20 protein-coding genes are annotated in these 26,878 nt (G+C 47.6%); 3 read left to right on the forward strand and 17 right to left on the reverse strand.

All coding sequences use genetic code 11. The annotated features are described in order from the left end of the window. Positions 1-133 precede the first annotated feature (133 nt). Positions 134-1,552, forward strand: a complete 1,419-nt coding sequence (locus tag PPM_RS23720; protein WP_016324787.1) for a VanW family protein — start codon at positions 134-136, stop codon at positions 1,550-1,552. A 72-nt stretch (positions 1,553-1,624) separates the two neighbouring features. On the opposite strand, the gene PPM_RS23725 is transcribed toward PPM_RS23720, so the two are convergent. Further along, a complete protein-coding gene (locus PPM_RS23725) occupies positions 1,625-2,785 on the reverse strand; it encodes an S-layer homology domain-containing protein (RefSeq protein WP_016324788.1) in 1,161 nt (386 codons plus the stop codon). 267 nt (positions 2,786-3,052) lie between these two features. Between PPM_RS23725 and PPM_RS23730 the strand changes: the two genes are divergently transcribed. Continuing rightward, positions 3,053-3,841 (forward strand): alpha/beta hydrolase, encoded by a 789-nt coding sequence (locus PPM_RS23730; RefSeq protein ID WP_016324789.1) that lies wholly within the window; start codon positions 3,053-3,055, stop codon positions 3,839-3,841. A gap of 79 nt (positions 3,842-3,920) precedes the next feature. On the opposite strand, the gene PPM_RS23735 is transcribed toward PPM_RS23730, so the two are convergent. The 13 genes from PPM_RS23735 to argC form a co-directional block, all read right to left on the reverse strand. Further along, positions 3,921-5,555: a glycosyltransferase family 39 protein gene (locus PPM_RS23735; protein WP_016324790.1), complete on the reverse strand. Its 1,635-nt coding sequence runs from the start codon at positions 5,553-5,555 to the stop codon at positions 3,921-3,923. A gap of 105 nt (positions 5,556-5,660) precedes the next feature. Continuing rightward, a complete protein-coding gene (locus tag PPM_RS23740; protein WP_043921429.1) occupies positions 5,661-7,262 on the reverse strand; it encodes an ArnT family glycosyltransferase in 1,602 nt (533 codons plus the stop codon). Further along, the gene (locus tag PPM_RS23745) at positions 7,259-7,678 is read right to left on the reverse strand and encodes a GtrA family protein (protein WP_013373353.1); all 420 of its coding nucleotides are present in this window, start codon (positions 7,676-7,678) and stop codon (positions 7,259-7,261) included. Before PPM_RS23745 ends, PPM_RS23740 begins: the two co-directional genes overlap by 4 nt. Continuing rightward, positions 7,641-8,648 carry a glycosyltransferase family 2 protein gene (locus PPM_RS23750; protein WP_013373354.1) on the reverse strand — a complete coding sequence of 336 codons (1,008 nt, stop codon included), beginning with the start codon at positions 8,646-8,648 and terminating at the stop codon, positions 7,641-7,643. Before PPM_RS23750 ends, PPM_RS23745 begins: the two co-directional genes overlap by 38 nt. A gap of 23 nt (positions 8,649-8,671) precedes the next feature. After that, positions 8,672-11,131 (reverse strand): glycosyltransferase family 2 protein, encoded by a 2,460-nt coding sequence (locus tag PPM_RS23755; RefSeq protein WP_016324792.1) that lies wholly within the window; start codon positions 11,129-11,131, stop codon positions 8,672-8,674. Beyond that, positions 11,124-11,375: a hypothetical protein gene (locus PPM_RS23760; protein WP_013373356.1), complete on the reverse strand. Its 252-nt coding sequence runs from the start codon at positions 11,373-11,375 to the stop codon at positions 11,124-11,126. The genes PPM_RS23755 and PPM_RS23760 overlap by 8 nt, the downstream gene beginning before the upstream one ends. A gap of 515 nt (positions 11,376-11,890) precedes the next feature. Further along, positions 11,891-13,303: an argininosuccinate lyase gene (gene argH, locus PPM_RS23765; RefSeq protein WP_016324793.1), complete on the reverse strand. Its 1,413-nt coding sequence runs from the start codon at positions 13,301-13,303 to the stop codon at positions 11,891-11,893. An 87-nt stretch (positions 13,304-13,390) separates the two neighbouring features. Further along, positions 13,391-14,626 (reverse strand): argininosuccinate synthase, encoded by a 1,236-nt coding sequence (locus tag PPM_RS23770; RefSeq protein WP_013373358.1) that lies wholly within the window; start codon positions 14,624-14,626, stop codon positions 13,391-13,393. 51 nt (positions 14,627-14,677) lie between these two features. After that, positions 14,678-15,634 (reverse strand): ornithine carbamoyltransferase, encoded by a 957-nt coding sequence (argF, locus tag PPM_RS23775; RefSeq protein WP_013373359.1) that lies wholly within the window; start codon positions 15,632-15,634, stop codon positions 14,678-14,680. 48 nt (positions 15,635-15,682) lie between these two features. Further along, complete coding sequence (locus tag PPM_RS23780) at positions 15,683-16,945, reverse strand: acetylornithine transaminase (protein WP_016324794.1); 1,263 nt, start codon at positions 16,943-16,945, stop codon at positions 15,683-15,685. Between the two features lie 52 nt (positions 16,946-16,997). Then, positions 16,998-17,837 (reverse strand): acetylglutamate kinase, encoded by an 840-nt coding sequence (argB, locus tag PPM_RS23785; protein ID WP_016324795.1) that lies wholly within the window; start codon positions 17,835-17,837, stop codon positions 16,998-17,000. 117 nt (positions 17,838-17,954) lie between these two features. After that, positions 17,955-19,181, reverse strand: coding sequence for a bifunctional glutamate N-acetyltransferase/amino-acid acetyltransferase ArgJ (gene argJ / locus PPM_RS23790; protein WP_013373362.1), 1,227 nt, complete (start codon positions 19,179-19,181; stop codon positions 17,955-17,957). A gap of 102 nt (positions 19,182-19,283) precedes the next feature. After that, positions 19,284-20,333, reverse strand: a complete 1,050-nt coding sequence (gene argC, locus PPM_RS23795) for an N-acetyl-gamma-glutamyl-phosphate reductase (protein WP_016324796.1) — start codon at positions 20,331-20,333, stop codon at positions 19,284-19,286. 380 nt (positions 20,334-20,713) lie between these two features. Between argC and PPM_RS23800 the strand changes: the two genes are divergently transcribed. Next, positions 20,714-21,601 carry an SMP-30/gluconolactonase/LRE family protein gene (locus PPM_RS23800; protein WP_043921430.1) on the forward strand — a complete coding sequence of 296 codons (888 nt, stop codon included), beginning with the start codon at positions 20,714-20,716 and terminating at the stop codon, positions 21,599-21,601. A 93-nt stretch (positions 21,602-21,694) separates the two neighbouring features. On the opposite strand, the gene PPM_RS23805 is transcribed toward PPM_RS23800, so the two are convergent. The 3 genes from PPM_RS23805 to secA form a co-directional block, all read right to left on the reverse strand. After that, complete coding sequence (locus tag PPM_RS23805; RefSeq protein WP_040102741.1) at positions 21,695-22,594, reverse strand: YitT family protein; 900 nt, start codon at positions 22,592-22,594, stop codon at positions 21,695-21,697. A gap of 97 nt (positions 22,595-22,691) precedes the next feature. Then, positions 22,692-23,805, reverse strand: a protein-coding gene (prfB, locus tag PPM_RS23810) for a peptide chain release factor 2 (RefSeq protein ID WP_129550094.1) whose coding sequence is annotated in 2 segments (ribosomal slippage) — positions 22,692-23,732 and positions 23,734-23,805 — 1,113 coding nt in all. Because the reading frame shifts where the segments join, the coding sequence is not laid out codon by codon here. A gap of 522 nt (positions 23,806-24,327) precedes the next feature. Next, positions 24,328-26,778, reverse strand: a complete 2,451-nt coding sequence (gene secA / locus PPM_RS23815) for a preprotein translocase subunit SecA (RefSeq protein ID WP_013373368.1) — start codon at positions 26,776-26,778, stop codon at positions 24,328-24,330. Positions 26,779-26,878 lie beyond the last annotated feature (100 nt).

Consider the following 26,878-nt stretch of genomic DNA (forward strand, 5'->3'; position numbering starts at 1 on the left):
CATCATACCGTTTATCATTGTAACAAATTTGTTACCTAAATAGTACCGAAAGTTTTCTGCTTTTGGCACATATATATGAATATTGTGGCACACGAAACGCTATCAAGCTTATCAGACAGGAGACATCTGCATTATGAAAAAAATTCATTTATCTGTCATTTGGATATGGTCTGGTGTTCTGGCGCTGGCCGTGCTGTGGGGAGGACTTCATCTGTACGCCGACAGACAAACGCTACCAGAGGGAGTGCGAGTCGGAGGAGTCAACGTAGGCGGTATGCATAAAACGGATGCTCTTCGGCTGGTGGAGAAAAAACTGGATGCATTGAAGCAGCGTCCTCTACTCCTCACGGACAGTGACAGCAGTGCACAGGATATAAAGCTAACACTCGCAGAAGCAGGGATTAGTTATAAAGCGGATGCATTCCGAAATGCGGTGAAGGCACTAAGCGCGAAGCATCTATGGACTCGCGTACAGACACGTTTTAGCTTTGAGAAGGAATGGTCTATCACACCTTTCCAGCAAGAGAAGATCCTGAAATCCAAATTTGGAGCTGATTGGGAGGAGCAACGATACGGCATGCCTATCAATGCGGTGCGTCAGATTGATGCAAACGATCAGGTTCGTTATATTCCGGAGCGCTCTGCCCGGCGCTTGGATTGGCCCAAACTGGACGTCGTAATGAACCAGGCACTCCCCAAGGATTTTACGGCTTCTGAGGAGCCGATCCGGGTGGAATTACCGTTCTACCAGCTGGAGCCGAAAATTACAGTCGACAGTCTGCGCAGCGAAGGTATAGAGCGAAAAATCACCCAGTTTTCCACCAGTCTCGGCAGCAGTTCGGAAGGACGTGTGTATAACGTTAATTCAGCGGCAAGCACCGTCGATGGTTTAATTCTCAAACCGGGTGACATATTCGACTACGGCCAGGTGATTGCCAAGGCTGAGCGCACCCATGGCTTTCGTGAGGCTCCAGTGATCGTGAACGGACGGCTGGAGTCCGGTATTGGCGGTGGGATTTGTCAGGTATCCAGCACGGTGTATAATGCAGCGCTGCGAGTCGGCTTGGACATTGTCGAACGCCGTAACCATTCCTTGCCAGTCAGCTACTTACCCAAAGGTCAGGATGCGACTTTTGCTACAGGGTCCATTAATTTTCGTTTTAGAAATAATACCGGCAAACATTTACTCCTTCGCGCTGTAGTCCAAAATCGAACGCTTACTGTTAAAATTTTTGGTACATTCCCATCCAATATTTCGTATGAACTTGAATCTCACACCGTTCGCGTACTCCCTATACCGGTAAAAAGAATACGTAATGACTCCCTATCTCCCGGATTCTATCAAGTCATTCGACAGGGCAAAGAAGGGTATATGGTAGAAACATTTCGAATAAAAAAGGTAGATGGAAAACCCGTCGAGCGCACCCGAATCAGCCGCGATACGTACCGAGCGCAGCAGCGCATTATAGCTAGTTATGGCGGTAGCACATCGTCTGAGCCACAAACACGCGAACTGGAGAAACCTATTGTGGAAGATGGCATAAGCGAATAAACGAAAAAATCCCCCTTCACTACTGGCTGGATTGGTTCCAGACAGAGTGAAAGGGGTTTTTTTGTTTCTAAATTACTCGCTGCGTTTACTTAAAACCGAGATTTCTACAGGCTCACTTTCATGGCCGTCTGTATCTTTAGCTTTGATCACCAGTCTAACTGTCGCTTTTTGAGTAAGCACACTGATGCTAAATGTGCCGTCATCTTTGGCTACTGCACTGCCGATAGGCAGATCGTTGGAATAGGCAGTTACTGTGGAACCTGCTTTTGCTGTTCCTGTAATTGTACCTTCACCATCGTACACATCGTTGACTTTCAGTGCATTCGAAGTAGCATCCGCGTCAGTAGCTGTGTCTGTAGTGTTGTCTGTAGTCGTATCGGTATTTGTAGTTGTCTCTGTTGTTGTAGAGTTGTCTGTAGTAGTCGCAGACGTGCTATCTGTGCTAGTACTTGTGCTGCTATCTTCTGTTTCAGTTCCAGAAGTAGTCGACGTATTACCGTAAGTGGAATCTGTCACGTTACCGTACGTGGAATTCGTTACCGTTCCACCAGGAGTCGTGGTCAGATTATCGACAGAGCTCAGGTTGTAACCGGATGCAGCATCCAAAATAGCAACCGCCTCTGCACGAGTCAACGGCTTCAGTGGCTGGAATTTACCATCCGGATATCCGTTGATGATTTTTTGCTCCGCAGCTGCCGCTACACTTTTCTTCGCCCAAGATCCGATTTTGTCGGAGTCAATGAATTTAGTAACATCTGCTGCGTTACCCGCAGTCAGCCCAATAGCTTTGCCAATGATCGCAGCTGCTTCCTGACGAGTTACCTTACCATTTGGTTTGAGCTTGTTATCTGCATAGCCGCTTATGTAGCCTGCATTCACGGCACTTGTCAGTTCGTTGTATGCCCAGTGGGATGCCGGAACATCTGTGAACGTTCTGCTTCCATTACCGTTTACCTTCACACCGCCTGCATACGTTACGTCTGTCACTGCTGGAAGTTCCTGCGTGAACGTTCCCAAGCTGCGGTTCAGAAGAACGATAAATTCTGCGCGTGTGATCGCCGCATCCGGTTTTACCGCTCCATTCAATTGCCCTGTAGCTGACCAGCGTTGCACCTGATCTCCTGCCCAATGGCCACTTGTAGTTTGAGGAGCAGCTGCCGCTGCGCTGAATGCGCTAAGAATAAGACCTGTGCTCAGTACACCTGTAATTGTGTTCCTTAACTTTTTCCCCATGCTATAAATTCCTCCCTCAGATTGGATTCATCAATCTTTTTTAAACACTTTACCAGAAATCAAACCCAAATAACCCCTAAATTAAAAAAATCGTCCCATATAACCATACCCCCTCCTAATGTAGGATAAAAAAGAAACAGGACTTAATACCTAGCCATTCACTTGGATATGTATATTTGGACAGGTCACTGTATACTGGATGAATAATCAGTTGTATGCTGGAACAGGTCAATGAGGTCACATCCCCCTAGGAAAAGAGGTTTTATTATGGCTCTTATTCAATGTCAGTTTTATTCGGAAGTTCTTGGTCTAAGCACATCCATGAATGTTATTCTTCCGCAGGCAACCCGATCACAGATTGGAATGGAAGGCAAGCAAGGAATAGGACCACATCCGACACTGTATTTACTGCATGGCCTGTCAGACGATGATTCAACCTGGCTGCGTCGAACCTCCATTGAACGCTACGTCGCCTCCATGGGCCTAGCGGTCGTCATGCCTCAGGTACATCGGAGTTTCTATACGAATATGGAGCAAGGAGCAGCTTATTGGACTTTTATCAGTGAAGAATTGCCAGCTTTGGCACGTTCATTTTTTCCTCTGTCCGACAAGCGTGAAGACAATTTTGTAGCCGGACTTTCTATGGGTGGTTACGGCGCCTTCAAACTGGCACTTCAGCATCCAGAGCGCTTTGCAGCCGGTGCCAGTCTTTCGGGGGTTATGGATTTACACGCATCACGCACCGATCCTAAGCAAAGTGCTATGAGTCCAGCGGAATGGCTTAACATTTTCGGGCCAGATGAAATACGCGGAACAGATCACGACTTGCTGGAGCTGCTACAACGTCATGCCACCGCGGGGACCTCACTCCCCCAACTCTATCAATGCTGCGGTACAGAGGATTTCTTATATAGGGGGAATCAGACTTTTCGTGAAACATGCACCTCTCTTGGAGTTCCGCTGACCTACGAAGAAGGTCCTGGAGCTCATGAATGGGGATATTGGGACGCTAAAGTCCAGGACGTACTGGCGTGGCTACCGCTTAAAGGACACTAAAACAGGCAAAAAAATCCCCAGGGCCTTTCTCCTCGCACCATGCGAAGGAATTAAGCTCCGGGGATTGTTGTTATGCCCATCAGGGATTTGTCGTTGTCTCCGTCGATGGAGATTCTTTAGTTAGTGCCTTAGGCAGTACTTTATACAGGCGCCACTCGCCGTTAAACTCACGTTCAAGCTGAACCCATGGGGCACCATGCTCATATAAATTCGGATATACCATATTAATCTTACTCAGCGGCATGCCTGACATAATCTTAGGTACAAGGATATAGTCCACATGATTCTCCTGCGGATAACTTAATGCCTTATTGAACGCATAATCACTGGTGATCAGAAAACGTTTGGAATATTGACTGTAGACGATCATTGTGTAGGCTGAAGCTGAATCAGTCATAATGGTAGACTTCGGCAGATGCTCATCCAGCCAAACGGCAATCTTGCGATCTGATTCCTGTCTCACATAGTTCACATTCCCTGTGCGTGTGAGAAAGCTATTCTCATCCGGTGCAATATCCGGGCGAGTCAACGCATAGGAGAGTAATCCAGCGGTAAGTAGCAGACTGACGGACACTAGACCAAAGGCCGCCCTCCGCCATCGTCCCTGAAGCTGGCTCAACTCATAAGGCAACCAGGCTACGGTAATTGGGAATACATACATAAAGTAACGAAACCACCCGTACGAGGATTGTCTCATCATAAGTAAAAATTGCAAGCCCGGCACAGACAGGAACAATAACAAAATAATCAGGGTTCCCCACCGAAATAAGCGTCCACTCAACAGACGGATGAACAGAATAGTAAACAATGGTACAGAGTACCAGATGGTTTTGGAAGCAATAAACTTCAAGGCTACCAGTGGATTGGAGAAAATTTCCACAAATTTATCATCATTCAGCAACTCTGCCGATTGGGCCGTGTTTGAATACTCTGAATTCAGGAAATAAAAGGCATTCCCCATAATGAGATAGTTAAAGAAAATCCACAACAGCCCGGAAAAGACCACAGGAAGCAAAAGAAGTAACCAGGTTGCCTCGACTTTATGCAGCTTTTCCCGCAGGGCCAGCTCGCGTCTACCCAAGTTGCGATGAAGAAATAAGGTCGCCAAGACTACGCCAACAGCCATTGCCACGCCTAGAGGCACCGCTTCATAACGAGTCCAGAACGCCATGGCAAGCGCTAATCCAGAAACAATCAGACTTGCCGTCATGCGGTCCTTGAGCCACAGCGCAAATTCAATCACTGTCATCATAATAAAATATATGTATAACGAATCGCTCAGACCGTTGGCACCAAACAGTAAAATAAACGGATTCAGTGCATACAACAAAGCCAACAGCAAGCTCATCCTAGAGCTAAGCCCTGTTCTGACACCTGCCCGATATAGCAACATTGCGGTCAAAGCAGAAAAGGTAGCACTCAGAATAACAGCAGCCAATCCATAGGAGGCTAATGCCGGAAAGATTGGATACAGCAATAGAATTACCATTTCCAGAAGACTGGGTAGTGGATTCCAGATAAATCCGATGGCGCCCAAATGCGGGTCACGGCTGTACAGCACATAAAATGCGTTAGCTACGCGACTGAGCGCATCTGTGTGCATATATCCCAGAACATAGCTAAAATAGATGCCCGCAGACAGCTCCAATGCAAGTATAAACACAAACAGACCTATAGCCATCCATCTGCTTGCAGACATTTTTCGAAAGGACATTCCTCTCGTTCCCCCTCAAACTTCTTGCGGCGGTGCAGCTGCAGGGAAATTACGCCCGACAGCTGTATCCTTTCCTCCGCTACGATGCACTAAAATACAATAAAATTATTGCAGTTCTTCATGCTTTATCTTGTACAAACGCCACTCCCCGTCAAAGTCATGCACCAACGAGGCCCATGGCGCCCCCTTTTCAAACAAATCAGGATAGTTCCGGTTCACCTGATCCAGCGGTACCCCTTCTACCAAGCGCGTAACCAAAACATAATCCACCTTGGAGGCGGGCAGATCCGTTAAAGATTTTCCAAAATCATAATCACTCGTGATCATAAACTTCTTCGGAATTTTACTGCTCAAAATGATCGGATAGGCCGTATAAGAATCAGTCAAAATGAGAGATGAACCATAATGTTCATCCAGCCATGACCCTATTTTCCGTTCAACAATTTGCCGAGTATAGCTTTCATTGCCACTATGCGTCAGATAGCTATGCTCATCCGCCGCAATTGCGGGATTCGTCAGTGCGTAGGATAACAAGCCTACTGTTACCAACATTCCTGCCGTTACCAGTGAGATTCCGATCCCCCGCATTTTCCCCTTCAACAGACTAAGCTCATACGGCAGCCAAGCAACCGTAATTGGGAATACATACATAAAATATCGGAACCAGCCAAACGAAGAATGCTTAAGCATAAGTAAAAGCTGAAGCCCGGGTACCGATAAAAAGATAGCCAGCAGCGTTAACGTGCTCCAACTCCACAGACGTTTGTCCAATAGGCGTATAAGCAAAATGGCAATTAATGGAGCCGCATACCATAAGGTTCGTTGCCCGACAAACTTTAGCATCAGTACAGGATGAGCAAACATTTCCACAAAGCGTTGATCCTCCAGCAAAGCCGCTGATTGTGTGGAATTGGAATACTGCGAACGTAAAAAGTAAAGCAGGTCGCCCATGATAATCCAGTTAAAAAAGAGCCACAGTAAACCCGAAAAGACAAGCGGCAGCAACAATAGAAGCCATGTCGCTTCTACCTTGTACAGGCGCTCTTTTAAAGACAATTGCGTTCTAACGCTCTCTCTGTTTGTACGCCACCGATGCAGAGAAAAAATCGTCAGTAATACGCCCAAAGCCAGCGCACCCCCCAGGGGAACTGCTTCGTAGCGAACCCAAAATGCCAATGCAAGCGCAAAACCGGATACGATCAAATTCGCCGCCTTGCGATCCTTAAGCCACATACAGAATCGACTCACTGTCAGCAGGATAAAAAAGATATATGGCGAGTCACTTAAGCCGTTGAAGCCAAACAGAAACATAAACGGATTCAGTGAAAATAACAGCGCAATCAGCAAACTGGTTGCACCGTGAAGCCCTAGTTCTTTTCCCGTCCCGTACAATAATGCTGCACTCGCCCCAGCAAACAGGCTGCTCACAATCACTGCTGCCAGCCCATGGGAAGCGAGTGCGGGAAATAAAGGATAGAACAACAGCACAATGAGTTCCATCAAACTCGGTAGCGGATTCCAAACAAACCCAATAGCACCCAAATGTGGGTCCCGACTATAGAGTACATAAAATGCATTAGCTACTCGACTGAGCGCATCGGTATGCATATAGCCAAGATGCCATGCAAAATAAACACCCACGGCTAATTCTAGAGCAGCAATACAAGCAAACAATGACAACAACTTTCTATGTTTCCTTACGATCATGAAACCTCTTTCTGACGCTGTTGCGGAACGGAGAAGATCCAATAGCGGTTCCAGATATAATTATGAACTGGCACGATGATGGTAGTTAAGACTTCACCGATCAGATATGACCAACCAATCCAGTGAATGGTTACGTACATCAGAGCGGCATTCAGGAGCAAGCCGCAGGTACAGACCAATAAATATTTAAGAAACTGAGTGCGGCTCCCTTCGCCGGTAGGCTCGAACGTCCAGTTACGATTCAGCACATACGAAACGAGCAGCGTAACGATAAAACCTATGGTAGTAGCCGTTACTGCAGGTATTGCAAACAGCTCCACCAGCAGCACAAGCACACCGACGTGAATGCCTGTACCCAGCAGTCCGACAATACCGTATTTAATGATTGGATACTTTAGATACGAACGTCTGATCATGTTGATTAAACTCCCTATCCACCCACAATCGGTCAGCATTCGCCCGTTTGTCTGCAATTAGATAACGGGGTCTGGCTTTGACTTCGTGATATATGGCGGCAATATATTCTCCTACCACTCCAATCGACAGCATGAGTACACTGCCGATAATCAAAAGCAGTAAAATGACAGTGGTAAACCCGGTCACAGCATCACCCGTTATTTTGTGCATTAAGGTTTGAATCCCCAACACGACCGAAATCAGCATGAAAATGAGACCCATTAAACTCACTACCCGCAAAGGTACCGTCGAGAACGAAACGATCGCTTCCGCGGCCAATCGAAGCAGCCCTAACGGACTCCAGCGGCTTGGACCCTCTTCTCGTGGAGCCACCCGGAATGTAATCTGGGTTTTACGAAAACCGAGCCAGGCGGTCATCCCGCGAAAAAACGGCATACGCTCTGGCATCGCCATCCAGGCATCCACCACTCGTCGATCCAGCAGCTTATAATCGGAGGCATCCTTGAGATTAAAGCCCGTCAAACGATTCAAAGTCGCGTAGAACAAAGAAGCTCCGAGCTTTTTGCCTACAGACTCTTCTCCCCGAAATTCTTTCACACATTCAACTAAATCATAACCTTCGTTCTGCCATAAACGCACCATTTCCCCGATCATTTCAGGAGGATGCTGCAAATCACCGTCCATAACAATGATCGCATCGCCAGAAGCATTTTCCAAACCTGCGCACAATGCCAGCTCCTTACCAAAATTCCGACTCAGCCGGAGTGCGAGCAAAGAGGGCATACGACGGGACAATTCGGACAGTTTGAGCCACGTATCATCTTTGGAACCATCATCTACAATAATGAGCTCATAACGTGAGGTGACAACAGACAGCACCCCATCAATCACCTTAAGAGAACGTTCGAGGTGTGAGCCTTCATTGTACATAGGAATGACGACGGATAAAAAAGGGTTTTTTGTCTCCATTCTTGCTCCTTCTTTCTTCATATTCAGGAGGACTGTGCCGGGGCATCATCCAAGTCATGCATATCGGTCAGACCATGCGTCGTTTTCTCCCAATAGAACGGCTTGGTTATAAGCTGCCAAGCTGCTTTTATCGCAGCTATACTCATAAGTACCCAATATAACGGCGAGAGTAGCCCATATTTGACCATTGCGTATGAAAATGTTCGTTCACCGCGCTCTTCCAGCTCACCGATGACCCAATACATGCCAGCCACATTACTGAATACGAACAGGAAGTTACCGATATAAAATTCCGCGCTGGCTAGGTAGTACACATAACCCGGGAACAGCTTGGGAATAAAGGACAACTCCCAGCCAAACCATAAAATAAGCAAGCCCCAAAAAATCGGGTTCAGCAACGGCAACATCGGAGTCGCCAGAATCATTACCTGAAAACCGAAAAAGCCCTTCCAGCCCACTTCGCGCACCAGCTTAACCGGATTACGCATATGAACCAGCCATGTCTGCATATATCCCTTGATCCAACGTGAACGCTGACGAATCCAGTTGCCCACGCGGCTGTTCGCTTCCTCCCATGTGCGGGAATCAACAATGGCCGTTTTGTAACCACCTTTATACAGACGAATGCCCAGATCGGCATCCTCGGTTACATTATAGGGGTCCCACGCATTAATATCTTTCAATACAGATACCCGAAAATGATTGGACGTACCGCCCAACGGAATAGGGGTATCTAACTGCATAATTCCCGGCAGCAGCAATTCGAACCACATACTGTATTCTTGTGTGAACCAGCGGGTCAGCAAATTTTGTGTACTGTTAAAATAATTGAGCTTCGCTTGAATACACGCATAATTCTCAGGGAGTGAATCAAACGCTGCAATGACTTTTTTAAGTTGGTCAGCATCGGGACGATCCTCAGCATCGTAAATGACGACAAACTCGCCGCGGGCGCGAATAAGTCCATAATTACATGCCTTCGGCTTGGTTTTCGGCAAGCCATCAGGCACGACCAGTGTCGTGTAATAGGCAGGCAGCTTCATTTCACGCAGCAGCTCAATCGTCTCAATGTCGTCCTCTTCAATCAGCAGCCGTACATCCAGCTTGGACTTTGGATAATCCAGCTGCTCCAAATTCCGCAACAACATCGGAAGCACGCCCGCTTCCTTATACATCGGGACAAGAATCGTATAGATCGGCAGTCTTTTTTCATCCATGGCGTCTACCTCTTCCTTCGTGAAGCGAAGCTGCGCCCCACGCCGGGAACCGAGATAGATAATTCCAAATTTGAAAAGCGTCATCGCAAAATAAAAAAGCTGGATCATCATATTAATGATCAGCACTGTCTTCCAGCTGTTCCAGAAGAGGCCGAGCAATGTGATCATTCCCATGGCTGCAAACACCCAGAGCTGTCCCTTGGTAAAGGTGGTCCGCGCCGAATTGTGCGGTTCTTTTTCCAACAACCCGGTTGTGCTTTCCTGCATCATTTCCTCGCCGTAGATTTTACCCCAGAGCTGCTCCATCTCTTCCTTTGTTGCAAGCACTTGCTCTACCGGCATACCCAGAATTTCCTCCAGCTTCAAGCGTCGCTCTTCTGGTAATGGATCACTGACCGCTACAATATAGCGGTTCATATATTGATGGATGACGACCACGCCATAAGCCATTGCCACTTGCTCGGGTAGCTTGTACGCCGCATCCAGCGCCAGCTCCTCACCAATACGCCCGATTCGGTTCTGGGTAGCAATCGCGCGGTACAAATCCGCAGGCTCCAGCATTTGCAATGATAGCAAGATGTCGCCGAGCAGCCCGCCGCTCTTCGCCTGGAACTCGAGCGCTCGCTCTAGCTGCTCTGGTGTAATATAGCCGGAACGAACCAGCATGTCGCCCAGTCTCTCCTTGGATTCATCACCGTCAATTTGCTCTTGTAGCTGCTCAGCTGTAATGAAACCCATCTCTACAAGAATATCGCCCAGTCTACCACCGTAACGCTTCTGGTTGCGGATAGCATCTGTCAGCTGATCCCGGGTAATCATCCCGTTCTCCACCAGCTGATCTCCCAGACGGGCCTTGCCGTTTCGTCCGGTCTGCGTTCCTGCTGCCGCCTCTCCGCCTTCTGCACCAGGAATACTGGAAGCAAGACCCATGGCTGCTCCTGCCGCTGCCTGTTCCTGTCCAGATGCATACTGGACTTGCGCCTCCTGCATCTGTCCATCCTGTATTCCTTCATCCAGCAATTGTTCCACAGCTGCTGCTGTATCATTGGCATTCTGTATAGCCTGAATACGAAGTTCTGTATCCCGAAGTCGTCGTTCCAACTCTTCGATGTGAAAATCAAGCTTGTACAGTATCGGGGCCTGCTCTGCACGCTGAGCCTCTAGCTGTTGTTGCAGTTGTTCGATTCGCTGACGCTCTTCTTTTATTCTTCTCTTGGTTTGGCGAATTGAAACTCCTCCAACCTGCCACCTAAGCTTGTCACCCATGAATTCCCGCCCTTTCAATCCAGCGCCGCTCTTCCGCAAGCGCATCTGCAAGCAGCTGCTTTAACTCGGTATCCCGCTGCTTTTTCCGCTCCAGCGCCGCATGGAAAAGCTCCCGCTCCTCACGTAGCAACCTCTCTGCCTGGATTCGCTCCTCATGCAATGAGGATACCAATCCATCGGCGTCAGAAGCGCGATAACCGATCCAAGCGCTCTTTAGCTGACGCGTCGTTCGTTTAGTTCTCATAATACCTCCCTGGATCGTCCCGACTCTGCCTTTGCTATGTCGCTACTTCAATATTTTTACTGGCTTTCTTCCAAAACCAGGACACACCTGCTTTCTCATTCAAGCCCTTCATTTACACATTTATGCAATTTCTCTGGTCAAAAAAACCAATAAAAACTTGAAAATGGTTTATCGCATATGCTTCTTGTTCTATCGAATTGGTAATTCAATGAAAAACTTAGTGCTATTCTACCATAATCCTAGTAGGTGTAGTATACAAAAATGTAAATTCTAGAAACTTTCACACTAATGTATAGATAGGTATATAGAACTAGATATTAAACATCTTGGGCGATATTCTTCCAATAAATCTATGTAGTTTATGATTATTCTGATCATAAATCATTCAAATACCTCAGAAAACACAAAAGACACCGCGAACGGTGCCTTTGAAAACATAGATGGCAAATATTCTTAAAATCTGATTTTACACAGCATCCCGTTGCTGTGCAAGAGAATAATTCTTTCTGTATGGATTATTTTTTTGGCTTATGATTTTCATACCATGTTGACGTGTTCACTAGAAGCTGTTCACTGCGTCCAATGGCTGCCTGCACCTGACCGGTGGCGGTTCCGCCATACACATTCCGAGCATTGACTACCGCTTCTGGTTGAAGCACCTCATAAATGCGCTCGTCGAACAGATCCGAAAACTGCTGGAATTCATCCAGTTTCAAATCAAGCAGATATTTGCCCTGCTGGATGCAATACAGCACCGTTTTGCCGATAACCTCATGGGCCTGACGGAACGGAAGCCCCTTGCCGACCAGGAAGTCCGCAATATCCGTTGCGTTGGAGAAATCCTGATTGACCGCTTGACGCATCCGGTCCTTGTTCACCTTCATCGTGGCGATCATTGGAGCGAACAATTGCAAGGCTCCCTCCAGCGTAGCAACCGTATCGAACATCCCTTCCTTGTCCTCCTGCATGTCCTTGTTGTATGCCAGCGGCAAGGACTTCAGTACGGTCAGCAGACCGACGAGGTTTCCATAGACACGCCCGGTTTTGCCACGTACTAGCTCCGGTACATCCGGATTTTTCTTCTGTGGCATAATGCTGCTGCCTGTACAGAAAGCATCATCCAGTTCGACAAAACCAAATTCTGTGCTGCTCCATAGCACCAGTTCTTCGCTTAGACGGGACAAATGCGTCATAATCAGCGAGGCCCCGGCCAGAAACTCTACGATAAAGTCCCGATCACTGACAGCGTCCAGGCTATTTTCATAGACGCCATCAAACCCAAGCTGCTCAGCTACAAAATGACGATCGATCGGGAAAGTGGTTCCAGCCAGAGCGCCAGCGCCCAGCGGCAACACATTGATGCGTTTGTAGCTGTCCTTGAGTCGGTCAATATCACGCTCCAGCATAGACACATACGCCAGCAAATGATGCGCGAACAAAATAGGCTGCGCACGCTGCAAGTGTGTGTATCCAGGTACAATTGTGTCCAGATTGTCCTTGGCCTGCCCAATTAATGCAACTTGTACATCATGCAGCATACCCACCAGTGATACGACACGTCCGCGCAAATACAAGTGCATATCTGTTGCTACCTGATCGTTACGACTGCGTCCAGTGTGCAGCTTACCGCCGACCGGGCCAATGACTTCGATCAGGTTTTTTTCGATATTCATGTGAATATCCTCATCCGAAACGGAAAATTCAATTTCCCCACGGCGGATACGCTCCAGAACGGTGTGCAGTCCTCCCTTGATCGTGTTCGCATCCTCCTGCGGAATAATACCGCATTTGCCCAGCATGGCCACATGAGCCAAACTGCCTTGAATATCTTCTTCCGCCAACGCCTGATCAAACCCAATAGAAGCCGTATATTCCTCTACCAGCTTGTTCGTTTGCTTTGTAAACCGTCCGCCCCATAGCTTACTCATTGCATGATCCCCTCTCTGCAATAACAAGCCGCCCTCGTCGTTTGGACAAGAACGGCCCGCATTCCGTACATTTTTTTAGATTACATCTTATTTATGATTTTGTGTTACGCCCGCGTTGACCTTCAAACGCAAAGCATTCAAGCGGATAAAGCCTGTAGCATCGCCTTGATCGTAGGCTTGTGTCGGATCAGCTTCCATGGTCGCAATGTCTGGGTTGTACAAGCTAACCGGACTTTTAACGCCTGCACCAATAATATTGCCCTTATACAGCTTCACGCGCACCGTACCACTGACATTTTTCTGGCTCTCATGAACCAGAGCCTGTAAAGCGACACGTTCCGGCGCGAACCAGAATCCATTGTACACCAAGGTAGCATAACGGGTAATCAGGCTATCACGCAGATTCATAACCTCGCGATCCATGGTGATCGATTCCATTTTGCGATGAGCAGTGAACAGGATTGTACCGCCTGGCGTCTCATAGACTCCGCGGCTCTTCATACCCACAAAACGGTTCTCAACCATATCTACACGTCCGATCCCGTGCTTGCCGCCCAGTTCATTCAGTTTTTCCATCACTTGCAGCGGAGTTAACTGTTCACCGTTCAAAGCAACGCAGTTGCCTGCTTTAAATTCCAGCTCCAAGTATTCTGCTTCATCAGGCGCGTCCTCAGGCGCGTTGCTGAGCAAGAACATTTCTTTATTTTCAGGAGCGCTCGGATCAAACCAAGGGTCCTCCAGCACGCCGCTTTCATAACTGATATGCAGCAGGTTGCGGTCCATGGAGTACGGTTTGGCTGCAGAAGCGGTTACCGGAATACCGTGTTTTTCTGCATAGGCAATCATTTCTGCCCGACCCGGGAACTGATTGCGGAACTCTTCCAGCCGCCAAGGTGCAATGACTTGGATGTCCGGCGTTAACGCCGCCGCGTTCAGCTCGAAGCGCACCTGATCGTTACCTTTGCCTGTTGCCCCGTGAGCAATGGCTGTTGCTCCCTCGGCAATCGCAATATCGACCATCCGCTTAGCGATCAATGGACGTGCAATACTCGTACCGAGCAAATATTGCCCTTCATATAAAGCACCTGCCTGAAACATCGGATAAATAAAATCCTTGGCGAATTCATCACGCAGATCATCGATGTACACTTTGGAAGCTCCCGTAGCGAGTGCCTTTTCCTCCAAACCGTCCAGTTCTTCCTTTTGTCCGATATCTGCAGTGAATGCGATAATTTCAGCATCATATGTTTCCTTGAGCCATTTCAGAATGACCGACGTATCCAGACCGCCGGAATATGCGAGTACGATTTTTTCTTTTGCCATTATTGAAGTCCTCCCCGAATGCTTATACCTCTATCTTCTTTACGATCAACCTTATCCCATTAAAGCAACTAGCAACGCTTTTTGTGCATGCAGACGATTTTCCGCTTCATCAAAAATGACCGAATTGGGACCATCGATTACTCCCGCACTCACTTCTTCCCCACGATGTGCAGGTAGACAGTGCAAGAATAAATAATCTGGCTTAGCGAGCTTAACCAGCTCCTCATTCACCTGGAAGTCGGCAAAAGCAAGCTCACGCTCCTTTTGCTCTTCCTCAAAACCCATGCTTGCCCACACATCTGTGTAGATCGCATCAGCATCTTTTACTGCTTCCTGCGGACTTTGAGTGATCACAATTTCACTACCTGTCTGCTTGGCAATCTCCCGGGAAACTGCGATCACACTCGGGTCAGGCTCGTATCCAGCTGGACTTGCAATGGAGACATGCACTCCGAGCTTGGCTCCACCAATCAAGAGGGAATGCGCCATATTGTTGCCGTCTCCGATATAAGCCAGTTTGAGCCCTTTTAGCTTACCCTTTTGCTCATACAAGGTTTGATAATCAGCCAGTACCTGACACGGATGCGCCAAATCGCTCAAGCCATTGATTACCGGAACGGATGCATAACGGGCCAACTCTACGACATTATCGTGCCCGAAGGTACGAATCATAATGCCATCCAGATAACGTGACATGACTTGGGCCATGTCGCTAATCGGTTCACCGCGTCCCAGTTGAATATCATTTTTGCTGAGGAAAAGGGCATGCCCACCCAATTGATACATTCCGACTTCAAAGGATACCCGTGTGCGTGTGGAAGACTTTTCGAAAATCAGTCCAAGTGTTTTCCCCTTCAGCGGCTGATAAGCTTCTCCGTTTTTGTGTTTACGCTTAATTTCAATGGCGAGATCAATTAAATACTGGATTTCCTCTGGCGAGTAGTCGTCCAGTTCTAGAAAGTCCCGTCCTTTCAAATTCACCTGTTGCAATGCGCCGCCCTGACTCATGCGTTCCTCTCCTTTTACACTCTAATCTCGGATGCTTCTGGCTCTACACTAAGCTACGTGCTCCCGAATCAATTCAGCAATCCATGTTACAGCCTGATCTATTTCGTCTTGCGTTACATACAGGTTAGGCAACAGGCGAATCACGTTCGGTCCTGCTGTAATGAACAGAATGCCCTTCTTCTGTCCTGCCAAAACAAGCTCTGCTACCGGCTCCGCACACTCAATCCCGACCATCAGACCTTTTCCGCGGATATCCTGGACAAAAGGAATATCTTTAAGCTGTTTTTGCAGACTATGAAAGAGATAATCTCCCATTTCGGCAGCGCGTTCTGGCAGCTTGTCATCAATAATCGTTTCAATGGTTGCTTGAACTGCTGCCATGGCAAGCGGTGTACCCCCGAAGGTAGAACCATGACTGCCCGCTGTGAACGCTTCACGCAAATATTCTTTGCCTAGCATTGCACCGACCGAAAAGCCACTGCCCAATCCTTTCGCCAATGTAAAAATATCCGGTTCTATTCCATAATGCTCAAAGGCAAACAGCTTACCTGTCCGTCCCATACCTGTTTGCACCTCGTCAATGATCAGCAGCAATCCATGCTCGTGGCACAGCTTGGTAATCACGTCTACGAAAGCAGGGTCTACCGGATACATGCCACCTTCGGCCTGCACCATTTCCAGCATAATTGCCGCTGTATTCTCATTGATAGCTGCTTCGAGCGCAGCCTGATCATGAAGCGGAACGCTTTTGAATCCGGCGGGAAGCGGTAAAAAACCTTCTTTCACTTTGTCCTGACCCGTAGCAGTCAAGGTTGCCAGCGTCCGTCCGTGAAAGGATTGCGTGAACGTAATGATTTCATAGCGACCGGTCTGCTTCACCTTCTGGTGGTAACGACGCGCCAGCTTAATGGCAGCTTCGTTCGCTTCAGCTCCGCTGTTGCAGAAGAACACGGCATCTGCGCTGCTATTGGCTGTCAGCAAGGCCGCGGCCCGTTCCTGCCCGGGAATATGAAACAGATTGGATACATGCCACAGTTCATCGATCTGTTTTTTCAAACGCTCCGCTACAGCTTGAGGCGCATGGCCTAGATTGGTAACGGCAATACCTGACATGAAATCCAGATAACGTTTGCCCTGATCATCCCACAGCCAGCTTCCTTGTCCTTTCACCAGTGTAAGCGGGTATCTTGCGTAGTTTGGAAAAAGAGAGCTATCTGCCTGCACTTTTGCCGCCCCCTTTTCCGCTTGCGCTCCGCTTCCATTCGTACTTGGCATTTCCTCGCTCACCAGCGTATTCGGTTCCTTACTCATATCGTTCACGCCCCTTTATCGTTTGGTTATATAGGTTGAGCATATATCGCAATTACTGCATACGCACAATGCGTGTTCCAATCGATTCTCCACCCAGCACACGGCTGAGTACCTGCGGTTCGCTGCCGTCCACAATGACGACTTCCTTCACTTTACCGTGAATGCAGGCAATAGCCGCTCTCACTTTCGGAATCATACCACCGTAGATTTCACCTGTACTGATCATATCTTCAATTTCCTGTATGGTAATTGACTCCATAACCTTCTTTTCTACACCATTCTTTTTCAATATACCGGGTACATCCGTCACAACAATCATTCGACTGACGCCGAGATGAGAAGCCACCGCGCCCGCCGCTGTATCGGCATTAATGTTGTAACGCTGACCGGATCGATCAATGCCAATAGGCGCAATAACTGGCATATAGTCCATATCCAGCACACCGGTAATAATCGAAGCTTGAACATGTGTTACCTCTCCAACCCAGCCGACCTCTGCGGCATTCGTCACAGGCTTCGCTTCAATTAAATAGCCATCACTGCCTGACAAACCCAGCGCTCGCCCTCCGTGCATCCCTATTCTGCGAACAATCTGCTTGTTAATGCTGCCTGCCAGCACCATTTCCACGACATCCAGCACGGGTTCAGTCGTTTTACGCAATCCATGAATGAACTCCGTTTCGATTCCCAGCTTCGCCAAATTGTCAGAGATCGCAGGCCCACCGCCATGTACAATGACTGGTTGAAGGCCTTCCGACTGCAGACGGGCCAAGTCGTCAAAAAAGGAATCAGGCAACGCAGCCAGCGTACTTCCTCCGCATTTCATCACAAAATTACGACGTGCCACTCCCGCATGTTTCGCTTGATCCGCGTGTCCCACTGCCGATTGCATATCATCTCTCCTTTTCTCCTCTGCACAATTTTGTGCGATTTTCAAATGATGCCGAAGCTATATTCGCTCGCTTCTTCTATTAACTATTAAATATCCATCCGTAATTAAATCGGGTATCTATGTCCGATAAGCCGCATTAATCCGCACATAATCATAGGTTAGGTCACAGCCCCATGCTGTAGCGGTCCCATTCCCGTGATGCAAATCAACAATAATTTGCACCGTATCTCCACGTAAATAGGAAAGCGCCTCGGCTTCATCAAAAGCTACTGGACTTGATTGGCTTAGCACGATAATATCCCCCAGGCGAATGTCTACCGTATCCGGATTCACCGGTTCTCCGGCACGTCCGACGGCTGCAATAATCCGTCCCCAGTTGGCGTCTGCGCCAAAAACGGCTGACTTCACCAGACTGGACCCGATCACAGTCTTGGCTATCGCCTGGGCAGATGCATCGCTTATCGCTCCGCTTACAGACACCTCTACCAGCTTCGTAGCACCTTCTCCATCACGGGCAATCGCCTTCGCCAGCTCACGGCAGATATAAGTGAATGCCTCGGCAAAAGCCTCCCAATCGGGATGGTCTGTGTGCAACTCGCTGTTGCCTGCCAGCCCGCTCGCCATAGCGATCAGCATATCGTTCGTGCTTGTATCCCCATCGACTGTGATCATATTAAAGCTGGTATCCGTGGCCTGCTTTAATAGTTGATGAAGGGCCGTCTGTCCGATGACTGCATCACAAGTTATGAAAGCGAGCATGGTTGCCATATTCGGATGAATCATACCCGATCCCTTTGCTGCCCCGGCGATGTGCACAGTCACACCATCCACTTCAACTGACACGCACGCTTCCTTTTTAACCAAATCCGTTGTCAGAATGGCTTGGCTAAATTGCTCCGCCCCATCGCTTGCCTCGCTCATCCGCTCAGGTAGTGACGATATACCGCCAAGCACACGATCCATTTTCAGATGCTCGCCAATTACACCAGTCGAGGCAACGGCTACATCGCTCTCCGCCACACCCAGCTGATGAGCAGCGGCCGAACGCATAGCGTAAGCATCCTGCTCCCCTTGCTGTCCCGTACAGGCATTGGCGTTCCCGCTGTTCACTACTATCGCCTGCAATCGACCGTCTGTCAGGCTCTCGCGAGTCACCTTCAGCGGTGCAGCCTGAAACACATTGGTGGTATACACCGCAGCAGCTGTCGCCTCTACCTCACAGCGAATCGCGCCGATATCGTTGCGATTCGTATTTTTTAATCCACAGTGCAATCCCCCAGCTGTAAAGCCACGGGGAGTTACGATGTTGCCCTCATGTACTACTGTAAAGCCTACTTTGCCCATAATTATGTGCCCTCGTTCGCAACATATAGGAGGCATGACAGCTGGACGCTTGCGTTCTCCAACTCGCTGTCGTCCCCGTAGCCTGTTGCGTTTACGTGCTACTTACGGATATACCGGTATGAAGCCCAGTCCGAGGTTCTCCTCCCATCCCATCATCAAATTTAAATTCTGAATCGCCTGTCCGGCGGCACCCTTCACAACATTATCAATGACAGAAATAATGGTAAGACGCCCGGTACGAGCATCTGCTGCAAAACCGATGTCGCAGTAGTTTGAACCAAATACTTCTTTCGTTGCCGGCCATATACCTTCGCCACGTACACGGACAAAAGGATGACCTTTATAATAATCCCGGTATAACCCGATGAGATCCTGATCCGTATGATCACCTTTCAACGTGACATAGATTGTACTCATAATTCCTCGCGTCATAGGCACAAGCTGTGTCGTAAACGTAATCGTAACATCCTCGCCCGCAACATCACCCAGTACCTGCTCGATCTCTGGGATATGCTGGTGCTTATTGACCTTATAAGCCTTAAAGTTTTCATTCATCTCCGCATAATGCGAAACAAGACTTGTTCCCCGACCGGAGCCAGATACCCCGGATTTGGCATCCACAATCAGTGACCGATGGTCGATCCACCCCGCCTCCAAGGCAGGAATAATTCCTAATAGTGTTGCCGTTGGATAGCAGCCTGGATTCGAAATGAAAGAAACTCCAGCAAGCTTTTCTGCATACACCTCGCTGAGTCCGTATACTGCTTGCTTGAGATACTCAGGTGAAGCCGCAGGCTTTTTATACCAAGCTTCATACACTTCCCCGCTTCGGAGCCTAAAGTCCCCGGAAAGGTCAATCACCTTCAGTCCGGCATCCAGAAGCTGTGGCACTAACTGGGTACTAACGCCTGATGGCGTAGCTGTGAAAACCAGATCAGCCTTGGCAGCAATTTCATGGATATCGACACCGTCCAAATCCTGCATTACAATATCCGTCAGATGTGGAAACCCATCACTAATCGGGACACCCGCGCTGGACGAAGAAATAACAGATACAATCTCCACCTGCGGATGATGAACCAAAAATCGAATCAGCTCCACCCCACCATATCCAGTGGAACCGACAATTGCCACTTTTAGCTTACTGCTCACAGACCTTCCTCCATTCCGTCCCTATGAAATATGTATTATTATACGACTCTATTCATATAAATACAACACCTCATGTCATGTTATTCTTCCAAATTTAAAATATGCATTCTTGCCCATTCTTTTGACCGACAAGCTGTACAGGCTATTAACTGAGGAAACCAAAAAAGACAGCCCCCCTTGTGAATCCAGTCTGCTATTTTGCATAAAAAAAAACATCGTTCCTTTTATATATTATCTTGTATATTGGTATTCATCCGGATTATCCATTTGCTGCACTTATGTATTCGTTGAACATTGAATAGGGTAAAAAGAGTGAGTATGTACAAAAATAAACCTATACGTTAGGAGTGTTACACATCGAAACCTATACAGCGAATATAGTGATAGATGCTAAAGCCAAATTAGGCGAGGGTCCTAGTTGGGATCACCAGTCTCAACGTTTATTTTGGGTCGATATTGAAGGCTTTCAATTGCACATCTACGATCCATCTACAGGCACAGATCGTACCATAGATGTAGGCGAACATATTAGTGCAGTTGTACCTTATCTTAAAAATAAAGTAATCGTAGCCATGATCAGCGGTCTATACTGTTTGGATATAGAGACAGGGACCAAAGTATTGATCCACGATCCTGAGGAAGGTCGGCCAGGAAATCGATTTAATGATGGTAAATGCGATCCTGCAGGACGGTTTTTGGCTGGAACAATGAGTTTAAATGGCGAACGCGCGCAAGGAGCATTGTATAGTCTGAGCACAAAAGGAAATGTCTCCTTACTGATTGATAATGCTTCCACATCTAATGGCTTAGCCTGGAGCTCAGATTACCGTACCATGTATTATATTGATACTCCGACCTTAGAAGTGGTCTCCTTCGATTACGATGTGACACAAGGTACTATTAGGAATAAGCAATTGGTAGCTAGATTGGATGAAAGTGAAGGATATCCCGATGGCATGACCATCGATGCAGAGGGCATGTTGTGGATCGCGCGTTGGGGCGGTAAACGTGTATCTCGTATCCATCCTGTTCAGGGAGAAGTGATTGCTGAGGTGTTACTTCCAGTCAATCGTGTGACTTCGTGCGCTTTTGGTGGTGAACATCTGGATGAGTTGTATATCACAACTGCTCAAGATGACGATAATACCAGCCAACCACTAGCAGGTGGTTTATTTATGGTCAAAACCGGGGTAAAAGGAGTACCCACCTCATATTTTAATCAAGGACAACCGGCAAATTGGCTTGATCTATTACTAAAAAGGAATTGATAAAGCGGTTCTGAAAAGAGAAGAGCCCACTACATCAGTGAGCTCTTCTATATTGATTCAGTTAAGAGCAAGCGTTCAGAAGGTCACATTAAGTTAGCCTTCCCTTTTGAACCCTTCACCCAATACTTCACGTGTGTTACTAATAATCACAAAAGCTTCCGGGTCTACCAAGCGGACGAGCGTTTTGAGGCGGGTTACCTCATTTTGCCCGACTACAACCATAAGTACAGGACGTTCTTCGTTCGTGTAACCCCCCCGTCCTGCAAGCTCTGTCAAACCCCGATCCAAATCCTGTAAAATCGTTTGCGTAATTTTTTCCTTTTGATTAGATATGATATAAGCTACTTTGGAGTAGCCCAGCCCCATTTCTACAGCATCAATGACTTTGCCGGTTACAAACAAGCCAATCAATGCATACAGGGCCCGCTCCGGCGATAGGGCGAAACCAGCTAGCGTGATTACCGTGCCATCCATGAGCATGACACAAAGAGAAAGGCTAAAACCGGTATACTTTTGAATAATCTGCGCCAAAATAGCCAGTCCACCCGTCGAGCCTCTGCCCCGAAACACAGTGCCCAAACCCAATCCTACTCCGATTCCACCATACAGCGAAGCCAGCAACGGATTGGTTGTCGGTACTGCCCAATCCTTCGTCACATAAACGAATAGTGGCAGCATGATGCTTCCCAGCAGGGAACGCAAGCCATACTTTTTTCCTAACAGCAGTACTCCTGCTATAAATAACGGAATATTCATTCCCCACTGCGTATAGGCCGGTTCCAGGCCAAACAGGTCCTCACCCAAGATAGACAAGCCAGATACACCCCCGGATGCAATCCGGTTGGGCAGCAAGAACATGTTAAAGGTCAGCGCTGTAATAAAGGAGCCGAGTATAATCAGCAGGACATCGGTCACGTTACGCGCTGGTCCACTGGCGGCAATCAGAGGCTTACGCCTTCTTCGGCGGGCAGCGGGAGGATTCAATTGAGACATCATTCATGTTCTCCTTTAATAAAAAATACCGTCACACAAAAATTCCTACAGGCCGCAGGCACATGGACTGCGGTTCTGTAGGAAAACGTACAGGCAATTATTCTGCGTCCAGCTTAATTTGGCTGCGCAGGTAACCATCGATGAACGGATCGAGATCGCCATCCATAACAGCCCCTACATTGCCAGTTTCCACACTGGTACGATGATCCTTAACCATGCTGTATGGATGGAACACGTAGGAGCGAATTTGGCTACCCCATGCAATGTCGGACTGTTCACCACGGATTTCGTCCAATTGCTGCTGTTGTTCTTCAATCTTGCGCTCGTAGAGCTTGGAACGAAGCATAGTCATCGCACGTTCACGGTTTTTGATCTGGGAACGTTCATTTTGACAAGTCACGACAATACCAGTAGGCAAATGCGTAATCCGAACAGCTGAGTCGGTCGTATTAATATGCTGACCACCTGCACCGCTGGCCCGGTACGTATCAATTTTAAGATCTTCCGTGCGGATTTCAATATCCACATCATCCGCAATTTCCGGTACCACATCACAAGACACGAACGATGTATGTCGACGACCAGAGGAATCAAATGGAGAAATGCGAACAAGCCGATGTACGCCTTTCTCCGCCTTGAGATAACCGTAGGCATTGTAGCCTTTGATCAACAGGGTTACGCTCTTAATTCCCGCTTCATCACCTGCCAGATAATCCAGGGTCTCCACCTTGAAGCCTCGTTTTTCTCCCCAGCGTGTATACATACGCAGCAGCATTTGACCCCAGTCCTGGGACTCGGTACCGCCTGCCCCCGGGTGCAGCTCCAGAATAGCATTAAGTTTGTCATAGGGCTGATTTAAAAGCAATTGCAGCTCAAATTCCTCCAGCTTGCTCAGCAGGGATTTGATACTGTTTTCAACTTCTCCAACCAGCGCTTCATCGCCTTCCTCTTCAGCCAGTTCAACCATCATACCTGCGTCTTCATATTCCTGACGCAACTGTTCATAGCTGTCCACAGAAGACTTCACAGCATTCATTTCAGCAATTACGCCTTGGGCCTTTTCGTTATCGTCCCAAAAATCAGGCGCTGCCATCTTTTCCTCAAAGTTCGCGATCATTTCCTGTTTGAGATCTAAGTCAAAGAGACCCCCTAAGGTTTGTTAGTTTCTTGCCTATTTCTCGTAAATCATGTTTTACACTTGGATCAATCATGATGTCATTCTCCTTTTAATATAGGGTTAGGGGGAATAAAAGCGTTGTGAGTTACGGCTGGTGGGTAGGCGCTGCGCGAATGATTTGATCTTACGATCGCTGTTGCAGCGAGATGCCCTGATTAAAATAACACATTCAAAGGTTGGCATCTCACTGCAAAGGCGAACGCTGGCGCTTCTCCAGATTCAAATCCTCCGCTTCGCTCCCAACCGCCGTAAAGTCAAACCACTTTTAAATAACAGGCTCTGGTATGTGAGCCAGATCAACTGCGGAATTGACTGACAAGCAAGCAGGGAACTGCTTACTTGTCATAATTGTTTTAAAAGTACTAGGAGAGCACAGTCATCGCCATATTCAACCTGACCATAACCTGACCATCTCACAGAAGAGCTATATTGAATACATCAGCATCGTCCCCTGATGGCACAAAATGGCCGACGGTCAGTGGTTGAACTGCCGCCTGCCATTATATGCATTGCAGGGGATAGTGTATATCAAGATCTATCCCTTAATTTCAATCCGTTATTTTCTACGCGGACGCGAAGGAGCGGATTTCTTTTTAGGAGCCGCAGGTTCGCCACTCGTAGAGATTTTATCTTCATCAACGACAGCCTGACGCTCTTGGTTGGATTCGATTTGTGCTTTCATGATGTATGTCGCAACTTCCTCTTGGATGCTGGCGATCATAGCATGGAACATTTCGAAACCTTCAAATTGGTATTCACGCAATGGATCAGTACCACCATAAGCACGCAAGTGAATACCTTGACGCAATTGATCCATAGCATCAATATGATCCATCCATTTGCTGTCAACTGCACGCAGTACGATAACCTTCTCGAACTCACGTACCATTTCTTCGCCGATCATCTCTTCACGGCTGTGGTATCTGTTGGTAACTTTCTCGAAGATCATATCGACCATCTCTTCTTTTTCCTTACCCCACAGATCGTCGCGCGAAAGTGTGTTTTCCTCAAGCAGATTGTTGTTCACATACTCTGCTACTTCATCCAGTTCCCAGTTTTCAGGGATATCATCACCACAGTGAGCTTCCACTACACGCTCAATGACAGGCTTGATCATGTCGAACACAATTTCCTTGATGTTCTCTGATTCCAGCACCTCACGGCGTTGTTTGTAAATAATAGCACGTTGCTGATTCATCACGTCATCATATTGGAGAACGACTTTACGCTGATCAAAGTTATTCCCTTCGACACGTTTTTGAGCTGATTCGATAGCACGTGAAATCATACGGCTCTCGATAGGTTGATCTTCCTCAAAGCCCAAGCGCTCCATCATATTCAGTACGTTGTCTGCACCAAAACGCTTCATTAACTCATCGCCCAGCGATAAGTAAAATTGCGTGGAGCCTGGATCGCCCTGACGTCCTGCACGTCCGCGAAGCTGATTATCAATACGACGGGATTCATGACGTTCTGTACCGATGATGTGCAAACCACCGAGTTCTGCAACGCCTTCGCCCAGTACGATGTCAGTACCACGTCCAGCCATGTTAGTAGCGATGGTAACCGCGCCAGCTTCACCTGCACGAGAAATAATCTCAGCTTCTTCGGCATGATACTTGGCGTTAAGCACTTTATGACGAACGCCTTTGCGTTTCAACATTTCAGAAAGAAGCTCGGAGTTTTCAATAGAAACCGTACCTACCAATATCGGTTGGTTCTTTTTGTTACGCTCCAGGATTTCGTCTACCACAGCATGGAATTTACCTTTCACGCTCTTGTATACTACGTCAGGCATATCTACACGCTGGTTAGGCTTATTCGTCGGAATTTGGAGCACTTCCAGACCGTAGATTTTTTTGAATTCTTCTTCTTCTGTTTTCGCTGTACCCGTCATCCCCGCCAATTTGCGGTACATACGGAAATAGTTTTGGAATGTAATTGTCGCCAGTGTCATGCTTTCGTTTTGGACAATGATGTTTTCCTTCGCTTCAATAGCTTGGTGCAAACCATCACTGTAACGACGTCCAGCCATCAGACGACCTGTAAACTCATCGACAATCAGAACCTCACCATCAGCCACGACATAGTCCACATCCAAACGCATAATAGCGTTAGCTTTCAAGGCTTGTACGATGTGGTGATTGATTGTAACACTTTCCTGATCGTACAGGTTTTCAAGACCAAAGAAATTTTCAGCCTTGGATACGCCGTTTTCGGTCAAAGCAACTGACTTCACCTTAATATCCAGCGTGTAATCTTCTTCAACGTTCAGGCTCTTTACAAAACGATCAGCGGCAAAATACAGCTCGGTCGATTTTTGAGCTTGTCCTGAAATGATCAATGGTGTACGAGCTTCATCGACGAGAATGGAATCCACTTCATCAATGATACAGAAGTACAACGGACGCTGTACCATCTGTTCTTTGTAAAGCACCATATTATCGCGCAGATAATCGAAGCCGAACTCATTGTTTGTACCATACGTAATATCACAAGCATAAGCTTCCTGTTTGGCAGCATGATCCATATTGGCCAGGTTCAGACCTACGGTCATTCCCAAGAAATTGTAAATTTGACCCATTTCTCCGCTGTCACGTTGTGCCAAATAGTCATTGACTGTAACCACGTGCACACCTTTACCCAACAGAGCGTTCAAATAAACCGGCAGTGTTCCCACCAGTGTTTTACCTTCACCGGTTTTCATTTCGGCGATTTTTCCTTCGTGCAACGCAATACCGCCGAGCATCTGTACGTCATAGTGACGTTTGCCCAGCACCCGCTTGGACGCTTCACGAACCGTTGCAAAAGCTTCCGGCAGCACTTCTTCAGCCGTAGCACCTTGTTCAATCCGCTCTCTAAACTCCGCCGTCTTGGCTTTCAGTTCCTCATCCGAGAGCTTCTCAAAATCAGGCTCTATTTTATTGATCAGTTCAACCGTCTTCATTAAACGTTTGACGTCACGTTCATTTGTATCCCCAAAAATTTTTTTGACAATTCCTAGCATGGTTTACCCCTTTCGCGCAAAACAATTAATAGAATCAATTTCACAATAAGAAAGGGTCCATGATGAAATTGATTCCCGATATGTTTGACAGGCCCGGCTA

The organism is Paenibacillus polymyxa M1 (genome assembly GCF_000237325.1).
Taxonomy (GTDB): Bacteria; Bacillota; Bacilli; order Paenibacillales; family Paenibacillaceae; genus Paenibacillus; species Paenibacillus polymyxa_C.

What these genes read in the sequence shown, in the direction of transcription:
- PPM_RS23750 (WP_013373354.1), bottom strand. Translation starts at nt 8,648, where the DNA reads ATGGAGACAAAAAACCCTTTTTTATCCGTCGTCATTCCTATGTACAAT.
- argH (WP_016324793.1), bottom strand. Translation starts at nt 13,303, where the DNA reads ATGAGTAAGCTATGGGGCGGACGGTTTACAAAGCAAACGAACAAGCTG.
- PPM_RS23740 (WP_043921429.1), bottom strand. Translation starts at nt 7,262, where the DNA reads ATGATCGTAAGGAAACATAGAAAGTTGTTGTCATTGTTTGCTTGTATT.
- PPM_RS23770 (WP_013373358.1), bottom strand. Translation starts at nt 14,626, where the DNA reads ATGGCAAAAGAAAAAATCGTACTCGCATATTCCGGCGGTCTGGATACG.
- PPM_RS23745 (WP_013373353.1), bottom strand. Translation starts at nt 7,678, where the DNA reads ATGATCAGACGTTCGTATCTAAAGTATCCAATCATTAAATACGGTATT.
- PPM_RS23755 (WP_016324792.1), bottom strand. Translation starts at nt 11,131, where the DNA reads ATGGGTGACAAGCTTAGGTGGCAGGTTGGAGGAGTTTCAATTCGCCAA.
- PPM_RS23805 (WP_040102741.1), bottom strand. Translation starts at nt 22,594, where the DNA reads ATGTCTCAATTGAATCCTCCCGCTGCCCGCCGAAGAAGGCGTAAGCCT.
- secA (WP_013373368.1), bottom strand. Translation starts at nt 26,778, where the DNA reads ATGCTAGGAATTGTCAAAAAAATTTTTGGGGATACAAATGAACGTGAC.
- PPM_RS23720 (WP_016324787.1), top strand. Translation starts at nt 134, where the DNA reads ATGAAAAAAATTCATTTATCTGTCATTTGGATATGGTCTGGTGTTCTG.
- PPM_RS23760 (WP_013373356.1), bottom strand. Translation starts at nt 11,375, where the DNA reads ATGAGAACTAAACGAACGACGCGTCAGCTAAAGAGCGCTTGGATCGGT.
- PPM_RS23735 (WP_016324790.1), bottom strand. Translation starts at nt 5,555, where the DNA reads ATGTCCTTTCGAAAAATGTCTGCAAGCAGATGGATGGCTATAGGTCTG.
- argB (WP_016324795.1), bottom strand. Translation starts at nt 17,837, where the DNA reads ATGCAATCGGCAGTGGGACACGCGGATCAAGCGAAACATGCGGGAGTG.
- PPM_RS23730 (WP_016324789.1), top strand. Translation starts at nt 3,053, where the DNA reads ATGGCTCTTATTCAATGTCAGTTTTATTCGGAAGTTCTTGGTCTAAGC.
- PPM_RS23780 (WP_016324794.1), bottom strand. Translation starts at nt 16,945, where the DNA reads ATGAGTAAGGAACCGAATACGCTGGTGAGCGAGGAAATGCCAAGTACG.
- PPM_RS23725 (WP_016324788.1), bottom strand. Translation starts at nt 2,785, where the DNA reads ATGGGGAAAAAGTTAAGGAACACAATTACAGGTGTACTGAGCACAGGT.
- argJ (WP_013373362.1), bottom strand. Translation starts at nt 19,181, where the DNA reads ATGGGCAAAGTAGGCTTTACAGTAGTACATGAGGGCAACATCGTAACT.
- argF (WP_013373359.1), bottom strand. Translation starts at nt 15,634, where the DNA reads ATGAGTCAGGGCGGCGCATTGCAACAGGTGAATTTGAAAGGACGGGAC.